Genomic DNA, 18,749 nt, shown 5'->3' with positions numbered 1-18,749 from the left:
TTTCAATTAAGGCATCATTGGCTCTTTTAAATTGAACAGCATCGCTTTAACACCTATTTAACGGATCAACCAAATGATCAAACAATATATTATACTTACCATTATTATATCTATTTCACCCCCCTAATGGGTCGAGCCAAGAAAGGGAATCAGGCGAATACTGAAACAGAACTTAAATAATAAATGAGCCGGGAAAATTTAACACTTACCGGCTCTTTTCAGGAGAGTCAGGGATTAATCCATAAAGTCATCTTCTTCCAGATAATAAATCACTGCTTCTAAAAGTTCATCTCTATTGGAATTGGGATGATGATTAAGTCTATTATCAATAATGTCACAAAATGTTGGAGATTCTAAAAATGTTCTAATCTTATCATTTTCTGCCATATCAAAAGACTCATCACGATTTTCAGCGAGATAATAATCTTTATTTAAAATATCCATTTTAGATTTTAAATTAAATTCCTTATCCACATATAGCCAGCCAACATCCGGCAATGTCTTAACTTCAGATAATAAACTATCAAACCCTTTAATTATTCTCATTGAATATCTCCAATTGTGGTTAACGACATCCAGTACCTCCCCCCCATTTCTTACGCCCACCTGAACCATCAGGGTGATAAATCTTGTGGTAAGTTTTATGATCCAAGCGATCAACTAAACTTAATACCCCAGGTTTATTTTCGTGATGCCACGTCAAACCTGGAGGTGATTCCGTACTGAATTTTCCGCCTGAACTTGGTTGTACATGCTCAACAACACCCGGATACTTAGTTTGCATTTCTCGTCTGAACGCAGGATCATTTTTCATCCGTTCATAAATAGCCTGATTTCCACGGCTAAAATGTTCCGCATCTGATAATCCATATTCAGTAATATCTAGATTGTGTTCATGAAATACATGATATTTGCCAAGTTCACGTTGACCTTCACCGTTATATAAGCCAAGTGGATCTATCCATTTAATCGGATTAGGCGCATACTGATAAAGATTTATCCCGCCCCGGATCGAAATAGGGTCACCCGATATAAACTTCCCGATATCCGGATCATAAAATCTGTACAAATTGTAATGCAGCCCCGTTTCCCTGTCCAGATATTGCCCCTGGAAACGCAGGTTCTGCTGTACGGGCCGGGTTTCTTTTTCATGCGTCAGGTTCCCCCATACCTGATAGCCCGCTTCCCAGACAATATTGCCCCCGCCGTCCGTCATCTCCTCCGGCGCGCCGTTTACGTCCGTATGGTAATACAGCACCTCATCCGCTTCGCCCGGCGCCGCCCTGTCCACCCGCGCCAGCGGCTCGTGGCTCCCCTGGTCGCTGTAGATATACAGGCTGCTGCTTCTTCCCAGCCTGCACTCCTGCGCCAGCCGCATTCCGTCCCATAAAAACGTCGTCCGGTTATACGGCTTTCCTTCCGCGTCCAGTTCGTGCTTCTCCACCCGCCTGCCCGGCGCGTCGTACACGTACCCGTAACGCCGTACGGTGCTCCCCCGGATGACCGCCACTTCCGTCAGCCGGTGCTCCGCATCCCAGCGGTAGTGCTGCGTGCCGTTGCGGCCCCGCTTTTCCACCACCCGGCCATATTCATCGTAACGGTAATGCAGCCCACGGTATGACGTTATCCGGTTGAACGGCACCACGCTGCCTGCACCCGCCTGCGCGGTCTCTCCCTGCCGCCTGTCCAGCAGGTTCGCCGCCGCGTCGTACTGCCAGCTGTCCAGGTATGCCTCATTCCGGCACGCCGTGATGCGCCCCGTCGTGTCGTAAAAATAATCCGTCACCCCCTGCCGGCTGTGCCGCTTTTTCAGCAACTCGTCCTGGCCACTATACGCATATTCCCGGTCAATAAACGTCTCCGGCACCACACCGCGCATTCCTTTACAGGTCAGTTTCCGCGTTAACCGGCCCGTCCGGTCGTACATCCGCCGCGTGTCCAGCCGCCCCTGGCTCCGCTGCACCTCACGGTGCAGGTGGTCGCGCGTGAACTCGCTGATGACATCACGCCCCAGGTTGATTTGCTGGAGATGGCCGCTCCCGTAGTACAGGTACCGCAGCGTCCGCCCGTCCGGCATCTGCGTTTCTGTGCGGTTGCCCTGAACATCGTACCGGTGCTGCAGCACGCCCTGCGCCGTCTCCTCGCTCAGCAGATTACCCGCACTGTCGTAGCTGAACCGGATAACTTCCGGCTCTCCGCCTTCCGCCGCATCATGCTGCCTGCGGCGGATTTCCAGCAGACGGTCCGCCGCGTCGTACCGGTATTCCGTGCGCGTCTCCGGCGTGATTTTCGCCGTCAGCCTCCCCGCCGCATCACGCTCCAGACCGTGACGGATTTCTCCCCCGCGCTCCCCGCCGTATATCACCGCCGTCACCGCATTCAGCGCGTTATACCCGTATGCCCGGCGGCTGCCGCCGGGGTCCGTCTGTTCCGTCACCCGGTCCAGAACATCGTACCGGAACCGGTAGCTTTCCCCGTTCTCGTTCGTGAGCGTGGTCAGCCGCCCGTAAGCGTCGTACTCATACGCCGTCCTGCGACCCGTCGCATCCGTCTGCCTGCGCACCCGCCCCTGGCCGTCCCGCTGCCAGCGTGTTATCTGCCCCGCCGGGCTGGTGTATTTCACCAGCCGTCCCGCCGCATCCGGCTGGTAACGCTCCGTACGCCCGTCCGCGAACATGACCTCCGTCAGATGTCCGTTGCCGTCATAGCTGTAACGCGTACTGTTACTCTCCGCGTCCGTCACCCTTTCCAGCCGCGTGCGTTCATCATAAAACCATGCCGTCTGCGAGCCAGAACAGTCCGTGTGGCGCATAAGCTGCCCGTCTTCGTTCCACTGCAGGTATTTATCTCCGCCCCGCGCGTCGGTTATCCGCACCACCTGGCCGTGCCGGTCATACCCGTATACCGTGCGCTGGTGCAGCGGGTCGATGACCGCCTGCAGGTTGCCCCGCTCATCATACTCATAACGCCACGCCGCCCCCGCGGCATCCACCTCCGTTTCCGGCTGGTGCCACACCGGATGCCACTGCGTCTGCTCAACCCGGCCCAGCGGGTCATGCGTCTCCGTCAGGTGGCCGAGACGGTCATAGACATAACGCCATTTGCCGCCCTGCGCGTCCGTCATCCCCAGCAGTAACCGCTCTTCATCGCTCCAGCGGAAAGTGGTCATCTGCCCGGCCTCGTCCCGGTACGCCGTCACCAGGCCCTGCGCATCCCACCAGTGGCAGCGCGTACGCCCCAGACTATCCGTCACGCACAGCGAACGTTCTGCCAGATTCCAGTCCAGACGGTACTGCTCGCCGCTGTCCGTATGATGGCCCGTCACCCGCCACGCCGCATCGTCCGGGCCTTCAAACCACGCCCAGGTGTAGTAATACCGTTCGCCGCCCGGCTCCCGGTGCATCGTCATGCAGTCGTTGTCGTCGTACGCAAACTCGCGCTGATACTGACCTGCGTTGTCCACTACCCCGTTCAGCCGCCCCGCCTCATCGTAGCGGTAACGCCGCAGCAGCTCCGGCTCCCCTTCCGGGTAATGGCGGAAGATGCGCGTCACGCGCTGCGGGTGCGCTGTCAGCTCATAGTGCAGCCGGATGCAGGGGCGCTGCCGATCGCCGCTGATTTCCACCAGACGCCCGTGGTTGTCGTAGGTCAGGTGCTGGCAGTTACTGTTGCGGTCGCCCAGCATTTTCAGCCGCCGACGCTGTGGGCTGAACGGGTCCGCTTCAAACAGCCTGTACACGCCGTCATCACTGCTGATAAGCCAGTGGCCCTGTTCGCTGCGCCGCACTGCCAGCCCCTCGCCGGGGCTGTAAAAACCACTCCCCGGCTCCACCGCCTGCAGGTCAATTCGCCGTCCCATCGGGGCCACATACGTCATGCAGTTTTCATCCGGGTTGTCCGGCGTACGCTCCAGGCACACTTCATACAGCACGCTCCAGCCCCGCCCGAACATCCCCTCCGTCCGTTCATCACGGCTGCTGTAGGTCCGCTGCCACTCCAGCGGGAAGTGGCCGGGCAGACTGAAATCAACGTCATCATCGCCTGCCAGGTACTTGGCTCCGGTGGCGGCGTTTACCGGGCGGTTCAGCGCACTCCCCGCCTTCTGAACCATCATGTTAATGCCCAATCCCATCATAAAGCAGGCACTTTTAGCTGACGCCCGTCCGGGCTGCATGAACGTCAGCGCAATGGTGGTCACCAGGGTTATTTGTGACTTACCGCTTTTGATATCCCGTACCACCAGAAGCGGCCCGCCGATACGTACATCACCGGATACATGTACGCCGTTCTCAGGCTCATCCACCACTTTTGCCTCGCAGGTACAGCGTACCCCGCTGCGCGCCGCAGGCTGACTGTTGATACGCACATCCCGCGTCCCTTCGGCGATATATTCTGCTGCGGGCGGCTCATCGTCGCCTTTGAACAGGTTCGACACGCTGCCGATAAGCGCGCTTGCCGCCTGAAAACCGGCTTCCAGCACATCGAAAGTGTTCATCGCCCCCAGTACCGTCCCCACCGGGTCATCCGTCAGCGCCTGCAGTTTCTGCGCCATAAACTGGGTGAATGAAGAGGGATGTTTGTGGCAGTCGATTTTATCATCCTGTTTCGGGTCAGACCCCGGATATGCCGTTGCCACCGTGGGCTGCCACATCTCTGAAATAAAGTGGCCCGTGTCGGAAAGCATATCGCCCGCCTCTGCCAGAGCATCATTTCCCAGCGAGGCCCATCCTTCCGCTGATCCCATCCGGCTCACCACGGAAACGACGCCCTTAGCCATATTCTCTGCCCGGCCTTTTACTGCATCCAGATATTCCCCGGCCACATCCCACATTGATTTGGCGTCCTGCCTGCGTTTTTCTTCTTCTGCCTCTGCCTGCGCCTGCGCATCCAGGGTTTCTACATCATGGCGTGATAATGCCGTTGCCGCCGCCCGCGCCGCCCGTTTGCTGTTAATCCGGGTATCGCCTGAGCCGGTCAGGATATATCCCTCAATTTTCGGCGGAAAAAGGCTGTTGGCTATGTCTTCACAGGCTTTACTGATTTTCTCCCCGGCACCACTCAGTAACATCGTCGCGCCGACCACGGTCCCCACAAGTAATACGGCGCTGCATCCCAGCGTTGCCACCGTAGCCCCCGTCGCCAGCGCCACAACAGCCAGTGCCGCAAAATCAATAACCGCATTGATGGCGAATTCCAGCGCACTGCCCACCAGATCTGCCAGAAAGGACGTATGCAGCAGCGCGTCGCCTTCCCTTGCCGCCCAGAATGCTTCTCCCATACCACACTCCCTGTGTTATTGTCCGGTTGCCGTGTTTTCCGGGTCCAACCTGAAACGCAGATTCTTTTTGATATCCGCCCAGCGCCCCCTATCCGCTTCGGTTAACGCTGTTGAGCGGGCATAGGTCAGGGCCATCATTACCCGGCTGCTCTGTAGCACAAATACCGCCTGGTACTGATATACCTGCTCATTACCCCGGATGAACTGACTCTGTATTTCCAGCCCTTCCATTTTCCCGTCAATACCCAGCCGGACAACCTGTGCTGGCGTATAACGCAGTTCCTTAACCTGCTTTTCCAGTTTTTTCATCTGTTGTTCAACCTGGGACGCCAGCTCATCACCGTCCTGCATTTTGCCGCGGCTGATAATCAGCGCCGCATCCGGATCGCTCAGGCGGATCATATTGAGGGTGCTGTCCTGGGATATATTACCGGAGAAACTCAAGATGGCTTCGTTGATATAATAGTTCGTCATGATTATATAAAATCCTTTTTGGTCTGAAAGTGTTGATAAGTCCGGCACTAAAATAAAAACTATTCTTTGGGTGGGAAAGTTTCCTTAATTACTGCTGCCATTGCTGTTTTTTCTGACTCACCAAATGTTCCCACTTTGGGTTCTCTTTTATCCATATTTAAATCCAGCTGCCCTTTTATAGTATTAATCTGACCATCGGCATCTGTTGCAGTAATATTGAACGTTTTACAGGTTACGTAAAATTCCCCCTTACTGCTCATGTACAGAACGGTGTCACCACAACTCAGAGTAATAGAATCACCCGCTGCCAGATATAACTCTTTTACCGTCTGAATGGTTTTATTTCCTCCGGCCAGAGAGGTATCGTCATACTGAACTTTATGGTCGCGGACAGCGCCAATAGTGGCTATTTCTGACTGATCAATGACCTTAACCCGATTATTCCCCACCCAGTGACTTTCATTATTATTAACTTCAATACGCTGATCTTTTTCAGCATGTAGCCAGACCTCTTCACTACCGGGTTTATCTTCAAAACGCAGAGCGTTGGCATTGGTCGGTCCGCCGCCGATAGTGTGGCTGTATATCCCGCTCTGTGTTGCCGCGCCCGGCAGTCCCCACGGCGGCATGGTGTCCTGGTTGTAGGTACGCCCCACGATGATCGGCAGATCCGGATCGCCGTTTTTGAAATCCACCAGCACTTCCTGGCCGATACGCGGGATCTGGATCATCCCGAAGCCTTTGCCCGCCCACGGGTAGCTGACGCGTATCCAGCAGGAGCTGTTTTCATCCATTTTGCCGTAGCGATCCCAACCAAACTGTACCTTTACCCGCCCGTACTGATCCGTCCAGATTTCCTGGCCCGCCGGGCCGGTGACGATGGCGCTCTGCGGCCCTTTGGTGTGGGGTTTGCTCACCGTCCGCTGCGGGCGGAACACCTCACGGGTCGGGTGCAGTTCAAAACGGGTGGAAAAGGTAAAGTGCTGGTCCTGCCCGCTGTGCTGCGCATTGTCCTGCACAAACAGCAAGGTCTGCATCAACAGGTATTCCTGATTGACTTCGGCGGTGGGATAGTTTTCCAGCGTGAAGGTATAACCGGTCATGAGTGTGCGGATATTCCCTCCCCCCAGCACCCGACTGCCGGGGCTGCGCTGCGCTTCCATACGAATGCGCGTCAGCATCTCGCCTTCACTCTTGTCGAAGTAGTCTCCCGGCCACTCATAATGCTCGTAGGTGGCATGACCGGTTTCACGCGGGTTTGCCACGGTGTTTGCCAGCAATGAACGTGGCTTCGTAAAATCGAAATCATCCAGCACCCACTGTCCAGTCCGCAGGCTCTCGTTTGCCGTGATAGTGTGGATAAACTCCTTGTCCAGCTTCAGTCCTTCCTGGTGCCACTCGACCAGCGGCGAGTCCGGACATGCTTTGTGGGCGCTGATGGCATCCGCCAGCACCAGCGTGTGGCTGTCCTCGCAGTGCTCAAACCACCAGTAGATGCCCCACTCCTGCATCAGTCGCTGAAGAAAATCAAAATCAGTTTCACCGTACTGCACCTGCCAGGTACGTACCGGGTAGCTTTCCACCAGCCGCTTTTCCACCGGGTAGGGGTATTCCGCCAGCACTTCATCCAGAATATCCACCACGGTTTTATTCTGGAATGCTTTGTAGTCGCTGGTATGGGTCAGCAGTTTTACCCACGGCTCCATACGCAGCTCATAGGTAACCGAACGCCCTTCATGGCCCACCACCCGCGCCGCCGTGACCAGCCCGCTGATATGCCGTTTACCGCCACCATCCAGTTCGATGTTGACGCATAGATCTTTGCCCACCATCGGTTTGAGCGGCAGGTTGGCCGCCGGGGAGACATAGCCCAGATTCAGGGTGTCGGGCGTTTTTAGCTGTACCACATAGCTGAACAGTTCACTTAATGTTTCGCCGCCGTCCAGGCTGGCGAACAGTAATGCGCCCGGCGGTACGGCGCTGCCGCTGACCGTCACATTATGCGCCCCCGGCCCGCCTGCAACAGCGGAGACGATGGCCGATACCGCATCCTGCGCCATACCTGCGGCGGCGGCAGCCTGCGCCGCTGCCACCGCGGCTTTCACCAGTCCTGATGGCTCCGGCAATGCGCCAAACAGCGATCCCGCAGCCTGTTCCACAGCGGCTTCCGCCGCATCTGCCACGCTTCCGGCGACTGAATCTGCGGTGACACCGCCACTTTCTCCGGTTATCGGTGGCGTGGTTGTCGTCAGCCCTCCCATACCGGATTTATTATTTGTGGATACAAAACTCATGGTAGTGACTCCTTTAATACCGGATTAAAATAAATAGACTCACCGTCAGGAAACAGTGCCCCGCACTTTATAATGCAACCAGCCTGTTATATTTAAATATTTACCAGAAGATCAGGGTATATTGCTGACAAGAGCCATGAAAATAAAAACACAAAAATTAGCACATAACATAAATACTGAATTACATAAATAAGGAAATGAACATAACAATATTATGATTTTATTTTTATTACGCTTACCAGATTCGCATTGCATTTTATAGAAATTTGATTAATAACCAGCACACCGCCAGTCATATACTTTATCATTGGTGCTCATTACTTATCTGGCCACCATTGTAATCATTGTCAACCACAGCACGTCCAGACACGATAATTTCATCCGGTTTTAACGGTATTATTGTTTTGTTCCACCATTCGTTTGCTGACCAGAAACATACTTAACATTAACCGTAAATGTCTTTTCACCATTTTCTTTTTCCGTCTCCTGTTTCAGAATACGGAAAAACACCGGTTCCACTTCAATACAACCATGACTGTAACCTTTGGTGGAATCATGGATATAAAAACCACCCCGCTTGCCCCCACAGGCTTTTCGGGTCTTCTCATCCGCTGATTCCAGCCGGATACGGTTATATCCCCAGTTAGCCCAGTACATCTCACATGTTCCGGCAGCCTGGCCTCGCGGAATGGTACTCCAGCCCCATGATGGTCCCAGATCACAATCCGCAGCATTTCTTATCGGTGCCTCCCCCTGAAACTGAATAAACAATTTATAATTCCCTTCCGGTATCGCCGCATCCGGCACACACTGTTTATCTGGCCACTGTAAATCCGGTAACCCCGTGGTCGCCTTAAATATCCCGATACCAGGCCATGTCAGCTTTTGTCCGTCAAAAGTCAGTCTTACTGCCATCATCTTCTCTCTGACTATTTTGTGTATTACAGCGGTGGTGTACAACGTATCATTAGCGCCAGCTTCTGATCCCGTACAGACTGGTTATCCACCGATAATACAAAGCTGAAAGGATAACGTCCCTGCATCTTCGCCAGTGAGATATTCCCCTCCTGAAGGGAATATGCACTTCCGCGTCCGTAACCCTCAACATCCTGCGCCAGTAAGCTGGTATAGCTGATTAATGCTGAGAAACAGCCACATTCACCGGTACTTTTTTTCAGTGTGACCGTTGTTTTCAGAATGGTAAGGTTATCCATTTCCTGACGATGAACGGGATGGATATCCACACACTCCGCCAGCGGGTTATCAATGTTTACATCTGTTCCGCCCCAGGCAAATACGGGCAGGAACATTCCTGCACAGGCAGACATAAACAGAACCTCTACAGCGTACTTTTTCACAGCATCTGACCTCTATTTTTTTCATCCACCAACCGCAGCGCATCCACATACCGCCCTTCACTGTTCTGCTGCCAGAACCAGCCTTGCCCCGGTGTTGCCTGCCCCAGCGTCTTACCCGGCCAGCCCGGCCACGGCAGATAACGCACGCCCGGCAGTTCTACTACCGGTGCTTCATCCGGCAGCCCGGTCAATTCCCGGCTGCGCTGCGATGTACGTCGTAACCCGCGCAGCCACTGCGCCCACCACGGCCCCGGCTGCCACATCGCCCATAGCTGGTCCACCTGCTCCGTCAGCCGCCCGCGCCGCATCGTGTCCGGCGTGATATGCTGCGCCGCCAGCCTCGCCAGCCAGTACAGCCAGCCCTGCGTCTCCTGCAGACTCTCGTCCAGCCACTCCCGACCACAGCGCTGGTAAATCACCAGCGGCCACGGGCGTCCCACGCTATCCCGTGACGCCATCAGCACTCCGGTCAGCCAGTCAGTCGTCCCCCCCATCGGCAAAAATCCCGGCGACATCACAAAGCTCCACGGCAGCGGATGGTGTTCCGGCGCGGGCATATCATGTTCGCCACGCGGCGACAGGTGCATCCAGCCGTCACGCTCTTCATCGGTCGTCTGGCCTTCCGGCAACACGATATGCCGCCCGCTGCCCACCCATGTCTGGCGGTTCAGCCAGTCCTGCCATATTCGTCCCTCTTCAGCGCCCACCCGCCAGCGCACATAGTCGCGCTGGTCCGGCAGCCTGCCGAACATCGCCGGGGCTGATACCACCGCTGGCCGGCGCATTACAACGCCCTCGCCGGACAACTGAAGTTCTGCAACAGCTCCCGGCTGACCGGGTTAAAATCCCGCCCGGCGGTGATTTCCAGCACCACCCGGCGACCGTCAAAATCATATTCCACCAATTGGCGCCCCCGCACCGCCGTTTCCTGTACCATTCCGGCGTCCAGCAGATGAAACAGCGCCCACGGCCCGCCGGTCAGTAGCGTTGAGGTGTCCTGGCGAATACGCGGGCTGGCGGTGATTTCCGCCATCGAGCCGTTGCGCGGTCCCGGCCAGGTCACTTTCAGGGGCCGGTCCGGACCATGGGCGTAGCGCAGCACCTGACCGTCGATATCAATCACCAGTTCCGTGATGGCCGGGTCCATATCCACCACGCTAATCTGCATCGACCAGGAAAATTTTTTCCCGCCCTCGCTGTTAAAAAATACGCTGCGGATCTGCTTCGCCTGCTGAAACGGCGTTAAATCCGGCCCCTGCAACGTCATGTTGCCTTCGGTCGGTTTGTAGCGCCACGGGTCGCTGGCGGTGTCCGCCAGCGGAGCCAGTTGTTTGCTCCAGAAAGCATCCAGTACGCCGCCGCTGGCGAAGATGCGGTTAAAGTCCTCGGCGCTGACCTCCTGCGGGCTGTCGGCGAACGGATAACGCCCGTCGATGGCGTCACGGCAGTCGTCGCCCATCATCGCCTCCATCTGGGTGTTCAGCACGTCGCCGGTCCCGGCGTTGATTTTGCGCGTTCCCTGCTTCGTCAGATCCAGCAGGATGTTTTTCAGCGGCGCAGGCAGTTTCGCCGCCTCCAGTTGCAACTTGTCTGCGGCAGTAATGCGCGCTGGCAACGTCCCCGCCGCCAGCGCGCTATCAGCAATGGTCAGTTGGGTGTAATACTCGTTGAGCATGGTCAGCAGCGAAGCGATCTGCATCGTCCCACCGCCGCTCTGTCCGCCGTCCGTCCGCCCGGCAATGACCTCGCGCAGCGCGGCGAAACGGTCATCCACCAGCGTTTTTTCCAGCCGTTCTTCCGGGTGAATATCCTGGAACAGTTTTGCCGTCTGTACCACTTTCCCCGCGTTACCGGATGCGCGCTGCGCCAGCTGTTTCTGTCTGGCCTGCGGGTCCGGCGGCGGCACCAGCGTGGTCTGCTCCACCACCGCTTTTCCCAGCCGCATCAGCGGTGAGTCCGGCGATGCCAGGGTGCGCAGCACCTGTAAATCATACGCCAGGCCGGAACTGCCCTCTTCCCCGGCACTGTTGATACTATGGATACTGTCCAGAAAATCCTGCCAGCGGCGGGCATATTCCGTCAGGTACAAACGGCGGACTTCGCGGGCGACAGACTGCTCCTGCCCCGGTATCTGGCTGCGCAGGCTGTCAGTCAGCTTTTTTGGCGTACTCTCCCGGCCCATCACCCAGCCATCGTTCGCCTTCGCCGCCGCCACAAATTCCGGTAATCGTTTGTCGAACAGCTCCCGGTAACCTTCACGGGTAAAAATACCCGGCACGCCCCGATCCAGCGGCGCGCCGTTGCTACGCACAAACACCGTTCCCGCATCCGCGCCCACAGCGCGTACCAGCGTGAACTCCTGCGGCGCTTCGCTCTCCATTGCCGCCAGCGCCCGCGCATAGATACGCTCGGTACTGGTGTGACCGTCGAGGAATGCCCGCGCCTGGCGGATCAGTGCCTCATTTTTCTCATACGGTGAATGCACCACCCGGCTGCCGTCAAACAGCGCTTCGATATGCGTCAGCACGGCGGCGCGCCCGCCGAACCCGGCCACGCTGTCGCTGTTCCCCAGATCGTTAATCACCCACGACTGGATCTCCGCCGCGTTGTATTTATCTTCGTGATCTTTATCCAGATTCAGTAGCAGATAGATGCGCAGGGCATCGTAGGCCGCTTTACTGTCCTGACGGGCAATGGCGTCCGCCAGCACATACTCCATCCGTTTCACCAGCGGCGGCAGCAGCAGTTGATCCAGCAGGCGGTTGTACAGCGACGCCACGCTGTCGGTTACCGGCGGTACGCTGTACAGGCCGTAGCGCCAGGTCAGCGGCGGCGCGTCCGGGTCCAGTTCCGGCCAGGCGGACAGTTCCCTTGCGCTGTCCAGCAGTGCCGGGACGGGAGCCATCGCCGGTTTACCGGTGTAGGCTTTCACCTCGCCGTCCAGCCGGGTCGCGCGGGCGCTGATTTCATTCAGATAGTCGCCGTTGGTCTGCTGGCTGGTCTGCATCCCCTGCCACAACAGGAATGCCAGCACCAGTACCAGCAGGTGCCCGCCGAGGCGCAGCAGGCGGTAACGCCAGGCCCACTGGAGGTTTGGCTCCACCAGGTGCGCTTCACGGAAAATAAACTGTGTTAGCAGATCATGCAGAAAGTAGCTGCGGTTACCGTCCGGCAGAGCGTGCGGGAGAGAGGCGGATGATTCGCCACGGGCGGTTTTTATCGCCCGGACAAAGCGCTGCCAGATACTCAACTGGTCGGCCACGGCGTCGGCCTGCGCCTGCGCGGCACTGGTGAAAAACACCCCGCGCAGCGTGTTATTCAGTTGCGTGGCATCGAATTTTGAATCGAGGAAGATCTGTTCAATAGCCTCCAGCAACGGCTCGCCGAGGGCGGCGAACTCACGCGGGAAGGTATACAGCCGCTGGCGGCTTTTAAGGTCGTACTCTTCCTGTAACCGGGTATCCAGTCCCTGATCCAGCCGCAGCGTCAGGCGCGCCAGCTCCTGCGCGCAGGCGGCATGCAGCGCCTGCGGGTCGCCCGTTTTTCGCCTGCGGCTGTACGGCAACGTAAAGCCCCAGATTTGTGCGCGAAGATGGCTGGTCAGCGTGCGAAAATACTCGCTGAACCCCGGCAACAAATCCATTTTGGTGACCACCAGATAGACCGGAAAGCGAATCCCCAGGGTCTCGCGCAGTTCTGCCAGTCGCGCCCGCAGAGCGGCGCAGGCCGCCAGGCGTTCCGCCGGTGACTGTGCGGTTAAATCCGCCACGTTTAGCGTCAGGATCACGCCGTTAAGCGGCGCGCCGGGGCGATGTTTACGCAGCAGACCGAGAAACCCCTGCCACTCTCCGGCGTTACGCTGCGCGGCGCTCGCTTCGCCGCCGTCATCGTGGCGGGCGTAGCGTCCGGCGGTATCAATCAACACCGCTTCGTTGGTAAACCACCAGTCGCAGTGTAGCGTGCCGCCACCCGGTACTGTCAGGATACGCGAGGTCTGCTCCATTTGCTCCGCCAGCGGGAACTGCAATCCGGTGTTCAGCAGGGCCGTGGTTTTGCCATCGCCGGGACTGCCGACCACCATGAACCACGGCAGCTCATACAGAAAGCGTTTTCCCTCGAAGATTTTACGCCAGCCGGGCATGTCCACCCGCAACTGCCGCAGTTGCCGGATGGCCTGCGTGACAATATAGTTGACGGTGCGCAGGTCGGCTTTGATCTCGCCAGCCACCGGTACCTCTTCCCCGCGCGGATGCAGGAAGCGACGCAGCAGTTGTTCATCCATACGCAGCGCACGCCACAGCCGGTACAGGCCGTACAGCGCGTACATCAGCAGGATGAAACCAATCAGGGTCAGGCGGACCCACAGCGGCGCAAACGGATGGACATCGCCCAGGGCCAGCAGCGGTGTGACGAAGCCAATCGCCAGGCACAGGACACTGATGCCGATGATACTCATCGACCAGTTGACCAGCCACAGTACCAGCAACATCAGCAACAGGGCAATGGTCACCACCCGGCTGCCCACGGAGGCCAGCGGGCGCAGGGTATCAAATGACACCAGCGGCCCGACAAACCAGACCAGCAGCGCCAGAACCAGAACGCCCACAATCGCCAGCGCGCGCCGGGAAAAAAGCAGACTGAGAAATTTTTGCATTATATTTCGACTCGCCACCCAATAATCAATATTTTAAAATTCCCTGGATAAAGTAATATAACCATTAAATCTTACAGAACACTCATCAGCATTCATGAAGCTGGATGCAATGAAAATATCTTTTTCTTTATCTTTGTTAATATAGGTATATTTTGCCACGATAGATTTAACCTGATTTTCATAGTAACTATCGAAATAGGATTTTTTATCTAATATTGCCACTTTATTTTTGGCCTTATCTTTTTCATAATCCATCCTGGCCAGAGATTCTGCATAGACCTTAGATACAGGCGAGATATCAAGAATCTCTACCTTTGTTTTATCCTTTATAATAGTAGCGACATCTATATTCAGGTCATTTTTTATGGCATCAAATAATGATGACTCCATTGATGCTCCAACCGTAGCACACCCATAATCGTGCGCATAAGAAATGGCAGGAATACCCACCAACAGACAGACCATTATCTTAAACATATCAATCCCTTACTACCAAGACTTTACCACCAATACTTATCTGAACTGGCAGCGATAACATTATCACAGGGTATACCTGTCATACTTCAGGCTGCATGTGCGTTGGCTTTCCTCGCTCACCCCAGTCACGAACTAATGTACGTTCCTGGGGATTCACTCCCTTGCCGCCTTGATGCAACTTGAATGATTTTATATATTACAGGGATACTCTATTAATTTATTTATGATAAGTTCAGCCGCGCGAGAACTCAGTTCCTCATTGGTTTTATTTTTAAGAAAAACATAGACAATTTCATTTAATGTTAGCGTCTTAAATAAATCGTATCCACACCATAGTTTTTTCTCCGTTGCATCCTCCACGCCAAGCAGATAGATACCCGCCCTGAGTTTATCCAGTTGATTACCAGATACCCAAAATTTAAAAAAGTCATTACCTGAAAGATTAAGCGCATCCGGCGTCAGGGATAACACAGGAGATGACCGGGAAGCAATTTTTACGGAGGGTTCAGTCCCCTGACAGGGGAAATTTTTAACTAATGCTTCCTCTATCAGCACCGAAGCTCTTGCATCAGGCTTTTTCACAGAGTACCGATCAAGCCAGGCCAGCACAGTATGGTTTATTGTTATACTGTCAACCTGACCATATCCACACCAGGCTTTACCTTCTGTCGCATCCTCCACCCCCAGCATATACATCAGTGCATTGTCTTTTTTCTGTACGTTGTCAGTGGCATAAAATTTCAGGAAATCCTGAGTACTGAGGTTGACATTATCGGGGGAAATTAATCCTGCGTTAATCAGGGACCCGGCAAAAACGCCACCGGGTAATAAACAACATAAAATGATCAAAAAAACACGGATAGATCGTTTTATGTGATATGTCGCTGAGATCCGATAATAATCCCCCGTCACGCCACATATTGCCGAATGATGAGACACATCATAGGTCGATTTTTTTATCATTCATTCACTCCACTACCAGAATTTCCACCCGACGGTTTTTCGCCCGCCCGGCTTTACTGCCGTTATCCGCCACCGGCACCGTATCGCCCTTGCCGACGATATGTACCCGTCCGGCAGGTACGCCGCCGGAGGTCAGCAACGCCGCAACTTCCGCCGCCCGTTTTTCCGACAGCACCAGGTTGGATGGGAATTCAGCCGAATGAATGGGCTGGCTGTCAGTGTGACCCGTTACAGTGACTGCGCCGCCCACGCGGGCGATTTCCCGCGCCGCTTTGTTAATCACTGGCCGGATTGCGTCACTCACCGTTTTTTGTCCCGGTACAAACATGGCGTCGCCACGGAAGACCACCCTACTGTGCTGGTCATCTTCGTCCACGGTCAGCAGGCCACGGGCGATTTCGTTTGCCAGCAGGATTTTCAGCCGCAGCTTATGAACCGGCACGGGCGGCGGCGGCAGTTTTATACCAATCGCATCAATATGCTGTTGTACGGTGACGGTCTGCACATCCATCCGGTGGCTGTAAAGGCCAAACAGCGTCAGCATCGCCAACAGGGCTATCCCGGCGCTCAGCCAGACCGGCACCCGGCGCATCCGCCGCAGTCGTCCGCTTATCGCCCCCTGAAAGTCAGGCGAGAGCGCGGGCATGACCGGATCGCGACGCTGTGAAAGCTGTGTCAGCAGTTGCTGACGAATATTGTCCAGTTGCTTACGCCCGTCTGGCTGCACGCTGTAGCGGCCTTCAAATCCCAGCCCCAGCAGGTGGTAGATAACCTCCAGTACGTTGCCATGTTCCTGGAAGCTGGCCGCCAGACGCCCGATGATCTGGAAAAGTTTTATCCCGCCTTCGCTTTCACCATGAAATGTTACCAGCAGGCTTTTTCCGGCCCAGACGCCGCGCCGTCCCCAGGTTGTGTTATTGGCGGCTTCATCAAGCGCCGTACACAGGCAGTAACGTACCGCCAGTACGTGCTCGCGCCGCAGGTTCGCCTGATCGCATAATGTCTGGTACAGATGCATCTCGCGTACCAGCAGATTACGGTAAGGCTCTACCAGGGCCGCATCCAGTTTAGCGGGCATGGCTGCGAGAGCGCACAATAAAGGCCGGGCAGCGGCGAGCAACGGGTTAGCCGCCGCGCTGATTTCAGCCAGCCGGAGTTTGCTGTCCGGACCGTCTTCAACGATGACATTGAGTTCCGTGCGCTGGCTGGTGTGTACCGGCGTTTCATATTCACTGTCCTTATGCTCCGGCGTGGTGGACAAAAAGGACATCATGTCCGCCGCTGGCGGCGTCAGGGTACTGTCTGTCATTTATCGCGCACTCCCCACAGTTCTGTCTCCAGCCCCGGAAATTCCCCGGCGGTATGCATGGCCATCCCGCCGTAACGGGCAATGTGTTCCCACAATGCTCCCTCGCGGCGGATGTCGTAATAGATGTATCCGGCCTGAAACGGGATTTGGCGCGGTGGTACAGGCAGAACCTGCAAAGCCAGCCCCGGCAGATGCGAGCGGATCAGTTCCGGCAGGCGATCGGATGGCCCGATTTTGGTCTGGGCGGCAAAATGTTGCAGTAGCACATCGGTCGGCATTGAAGCCTTTATCGCCAGTACCAGCGTGCTGAAATCGGCAAGATCGGAAGGAGCCACCACCGCATTCAGGATGCCGTAAGTCCCCTCTTTCAGCTCGATGCGCTGCGCGCCCCGGATCAGTACTGCATTCAGCAGGAACTGCACCTCATCGACCAGTGATTTCAACCCGGCATAGGGCGTCAGGTGTTTGTACTCTTTATATTCAGCGGGCCGTCGCGTTTGTGGACGCACATAGGTGGAGAGTTCCCCGGCCAGTTCGGACAGGTAGCGATACAACACTTCCGGGGCCAGCGGGGTTTTCGCCAGGTGAGTCAGCAGCGGCTCAAAGCGATTGAGAATTTGCAGCAGCAGGTAATCGGAGACCTCTGCTGCTTCATGGCCGTGGTTGTCGCTGCCGGTCAGCCGTTCCGCCAGCGAATCGGCCCGCATCCGGATGAGATCGTTGATCCACGACAGCCAGGTACACATCAGTGAACTGGCCTGATAATTAATGATGGGCGGGATCAGGTCGTGGTCGATATCTATCCGCCCGTCAGGGTTCAGCCCGGTGATGCGGGTCAGCGGCAGGCCAATCCAGGCGCCCGTCACCGCCTTTTCCGGCAGCAGCCGCAGGCGCAGATGACTGAGCTGTAATAACTGCGCGCCACGTCCCAGCGAGTTGGCGTCGCGGATGTCGTGTTCATGTACCGAGAAACGCGCCAATGATTCCGGGTTATTGTCAAACGTAGTTTCTTCGCTGTTCGGCGCGCGTACCGGTACCGCCAGACAAATCTGCTGGTTCAGGTGCTCCGGCAGGATGGTCAGCGGCGGCGGCAGCGGGGTGTGGTCCGGTGCGTTAAACGGCGTGCCGTCAGGAAAAATCCCTGATGCCTCTTTCAGTATCAGTTTACCGATGTTCAGCGCTTCGCCATCAATATTGTAGTGGCTGAATCCCCAGAAAAAGGGGGTCAGCGGCAGGCTGCGGTAATGCATGACGTGTTCCAGATAACGCTCTTGCTGCTGAAACATCTGCGGCAGTAAAAATTGTCCTTCACTCCAGACTACGCGGTCATTCCAGCTCATAATTCATTTATCCCGTTCCGTAATTACAATGGCGCTTTGTTCCAGTTCCGCCTCCAACTGCACTTTTCCTTTCCCCGGTATGAAGCTGCTGTACCAGGCTTTTTCCGGGGCTTCCGGGATTTTGTAGGTTACCCGCCAGACCGATTTGGCCAGGTTACGGTATCCGGCCAGTACGCCGATTGCCGTGGTCTGCGCATTCAGCGGGCGACGCAGTTTTTTCTCTTCGCCGGGACGCAAAATAAAGCTGTCGCGACGCACTAAATCGTCGGTAAGGACGGATTTGTCGTTGTCATGGAGCGACCAGTAATCAGCTGTCGTGAAAGCGGCGTCATTTTTTAGTTCATAAACACGTATCTCAATGGGCGCGGCCTTCTTCTGATTGTCAGGATTCACCTTATCGGAGGCTTTCACGCTCAGGTCGAGTCGCTGTGATTCGAGGTCAGGTAACGCATCGCTACTGCCGCATCCGGAAAGCAGGAGCAGTGCAAAAGGCATAGCTACCGCACATAACCACCGAGTGGGGTTACGCCATTCATTCACTGTAAATTCCTTTAAAATCAAAACAATAAAACCAGCCAGACATAACATCTGGCCGGAAAAAC

The 18,749-nt window shown here is 55.7% G+C and carries 13 protein-coding genes; all 13 read right to left on the bottom strand.

Annotated features, from left to right (window positions below):
• Nucleotides 1-234 precede the first annotated feature (234 nt).
• The 13 genes from NA197_RS08135 to tssJ all read right to left on the bottom strand — a co-directional run bounded on the left by NA197_RS08135 (nt 235) and on the right by tssJ (nt 18,687).
• On the bottom strand, nt 235-546 hold the full coding sequence (locus NA197_RS08135) for a DUF7716 domain-containing protein (protein ID WP_001220174.1): 312 nt from the start codon (nt 544-546) through the stop codon (nt 235-237).
• A gap of 19 nt (nt 547-565) precedes the next feature.
• Entirely contained in the window at nt 566-5,278 is a 4,713-nt protein-coding gene (locus NA197_RS08130; protein ID WP_064043080.1) for an RHS repeat-associated core domain-containing protein, read from the bottom strand.
• Nucleotides 5,279-5,293: 15 nt separating this feature from the next.
• A complete protein-coding gene (locus tag NA197_RS08125; RefSeq protein ID WP_064043079.1) occupies nt 5,294-5,752 on the bottom strand; it encodes a DcrB-related protein in 459 nt (152 codons plus the stop codon).
• Nucleotides 5,753-5,811: 59 nt separating this feature from the next.
• On the bottom strand, nt 5,812-8,046 hold the full coding sequence (locus NA197_RS08120) for a type VI secretion system Vgr family protein (protein ID WP_064043078.1): 2,235 nt from the start codon (nt 8,044-8,046) through the stop codon (nt 5,812-5,814).
• A 396-nt stretch (nt 8,047-8,442) separates the two neighbouring features.
• On the bottom strand, nt 8,443-8,964 hold the full coding sequence (locus NA197_RS08115; RefSeq protein WP_023994364.1) for a DUF2778 domain-containing protein: 522 nt from the start codon (nt 8,962-8,964) through the stop codon (nt 8,443-8,445).
• Between the two features lie 23 nt (nt 8,965-8,987).
• The gene (locus NA197_RS08110; protein WP_000759645.1) at nt 8,988-9,404 is read right to left on the bottom strand and encodes a DUF2195 family protein; all 417 of its coding nucleotides are present in this window, start codon (nt 9,402-9,404) and stop codon (nt 8,988-8,990) included.
• On the bottom strand, nt 9,401-10,189 hold the full coding sequence (locus NA197_RS08105; protein WP_001254129.1) for a TagF domain-containing protein: 789 nt from the start codon (nt 10,187-10,189) through the stop codon (nt 9,401-9,403). Before NA197_RS08105 ends, NA197_RS08110 begins: the two co-directional genes overlap by 4 nt.
• Entirely contained in the window at nt 10,189-14,058 is a 3,870-nt protein-coding gene (gene icmF / locus NA197_RS08100; RefSeq protein WP_064043077.1) for a Type VI secretion protein IcmF, read from the bottom strand. Before icmF ends, NA197_RS08105 begins: the two co-directional genes overlap by 1 nt.
• A 33-nt stretch (nt 14,059-14,091) precedes the next feature.
• A complete protein-coding gene (gene sciR, locus NA197_RS08095; protein ID WP_023166851.1) occupies nt 14,092-14,523 on the bottom strand; it encodes a Shiga-like toxin A subunit SciR in 432 nt (143 codons plus the stop codon).
• Nucleotides 14,524-14,724: 201 nt separating this feature from the next.
• Entirely contained in the window at nt 14,725-15,498 is a 774-nt protein-coding gene (locus NA197_RS08090) for a Rap1a/Tai family immunity protein (protein WP_064043076.1), read from the bottom strand.
• Between the two features lie 4 nt (nt 15,499-15,502).
• On the bottom strand, nt 15,503-16,807 hold the full coding sequence (gene tssL / locus NA197_RS08085) for a type VI secretion system protein TssL, long form (RefSeq protein WP_000132483.1): 1,305 nt from the start codon (nt 16,805-16,807) through the stop codon (nt 15,503-15,505).
• Nucleotides 16,804-18,147, bottom strand: coding sequence for a type VI secretion system baseplate subunit TssK (gene tssK / locus NA197_RS08080; protein WP_000118732.1), 1,344 nt, complete (start codon nt 18,145-18,147; stop codon nt 16,804-16,806). The genes tssL and tssK overlap by 4 nt, the downstream gene beginning before the upstream one ends.
• Before the next feature lie 3 nt (nt 18,148-18,150).
• Nucleotides 18,151-18,687 carry a type VI secretion system lipoprotein TssJ gene (gene tssJ, locus NA197_RS08075; RefSeq protein WP_001007105.1) on the bottom strand — a complete coding sequence of 179 codons (537 nt, stop codon included), beginning with the start codon at nt 18,685-18,687 and terminating at the stop codon, nt 18,151-18,153.
• Nucleotides 18,688-18,749 lie beyond the last annotated feature (62 nt).

It is taken from the genome of Salmonella sp. NW884 (assembly GCF_051700745.1).
GTDB lineage: Bacteria > Pseudomonadota > Gammaproteobacteria > Enterobacterales > Enterobacteriaceae > Salmonella > Salmonella enterica.
The sequence above is the reverse complement of the archived record's forward strand: the minus strand, read 5'-3'. Positions and strand labels throughout refer to the sequence as shown.

Excerpts from the sequence above, each read along its gene's own strand:
- NA197_RS08130 (WP_064043080.1), bottom strand. The coding sequence starts at position 5,278 with ATGGGAGAAGCATTCTGGGCGGCAAGGGAAGGCGACGCGCTGCTGCAT.
- NA197_RS08105 (WP_001254129.1), bottom strand. The coding sequence starts at position 10,189 with ATGCGCCGGCCAGCGGTGGTATCAGCCCCGGCGATGTTCGGCAGGCTG.
- NA197_RS08090 (WP_064043076.1), bottom strand. The coding sequence starts at position 15,498 with ATGATAAAAAAATCGACCTATGATGTGTCTCATCATTCGGCAATATGT.
- NA197_RS08115 (WP_023994364.1), bottom strand. The coding sequence starts at position 8,964 with ATGATGGCAGTAAGACTGACTTTTGACGGACAAAAGCTGACATGGCCT.
- NA197_RS08135 (WP_001220174.1), bottom strand. The coding sequence starts at position 546 with ATGAGAATAATTAAAGGGTTTGATAGTTTATTATCTGAAGTTAAGACA.
- NA197_RS08125 (WP_064043079.1), bottom strand. The coding sequence starts at position 5,752 with ATGACGAACTATTATATCAACGAAGCCATCTTGAGTTTCTCCGGTAAT.
- tssK (WP_000118732.1), bottom strand. The coding sequence starts at position 18,147 with ATGAGCTGGAATGACCGCGTAGTCTGGAGTGAAGGACAATTTTTACTG.
- sciR (WP_023166851.1), bottom strand. The coding sequence starts at position 14,523 with ATGGTCTGTCTGTTGGTGGGTATTCCTGCCATTTCTTATGCGCACGAT.
- NA197_RS08120 (WP_064043078.1), bottom strand. The coding sequence starts at position 8,046 with ATGAGTTTTGTATCCACAAATAATAAATCCGGTATGGGAGGGCTGACG.
- icmF (WP_064043077.1), bottom strand. The coding sequence starts at position 14,058 with ATGCAAAAATTTCTCAGTCTGCTTTTTTCCCGGCGCGCGCTGGCGATT.
- tssL (WP_000132483.1), bottom strand. The coding sequence starts at position 16,807 with ATGACAGACAGTACCCTGACGCCGCCAGCGGCGGACATGATGTCCTTT.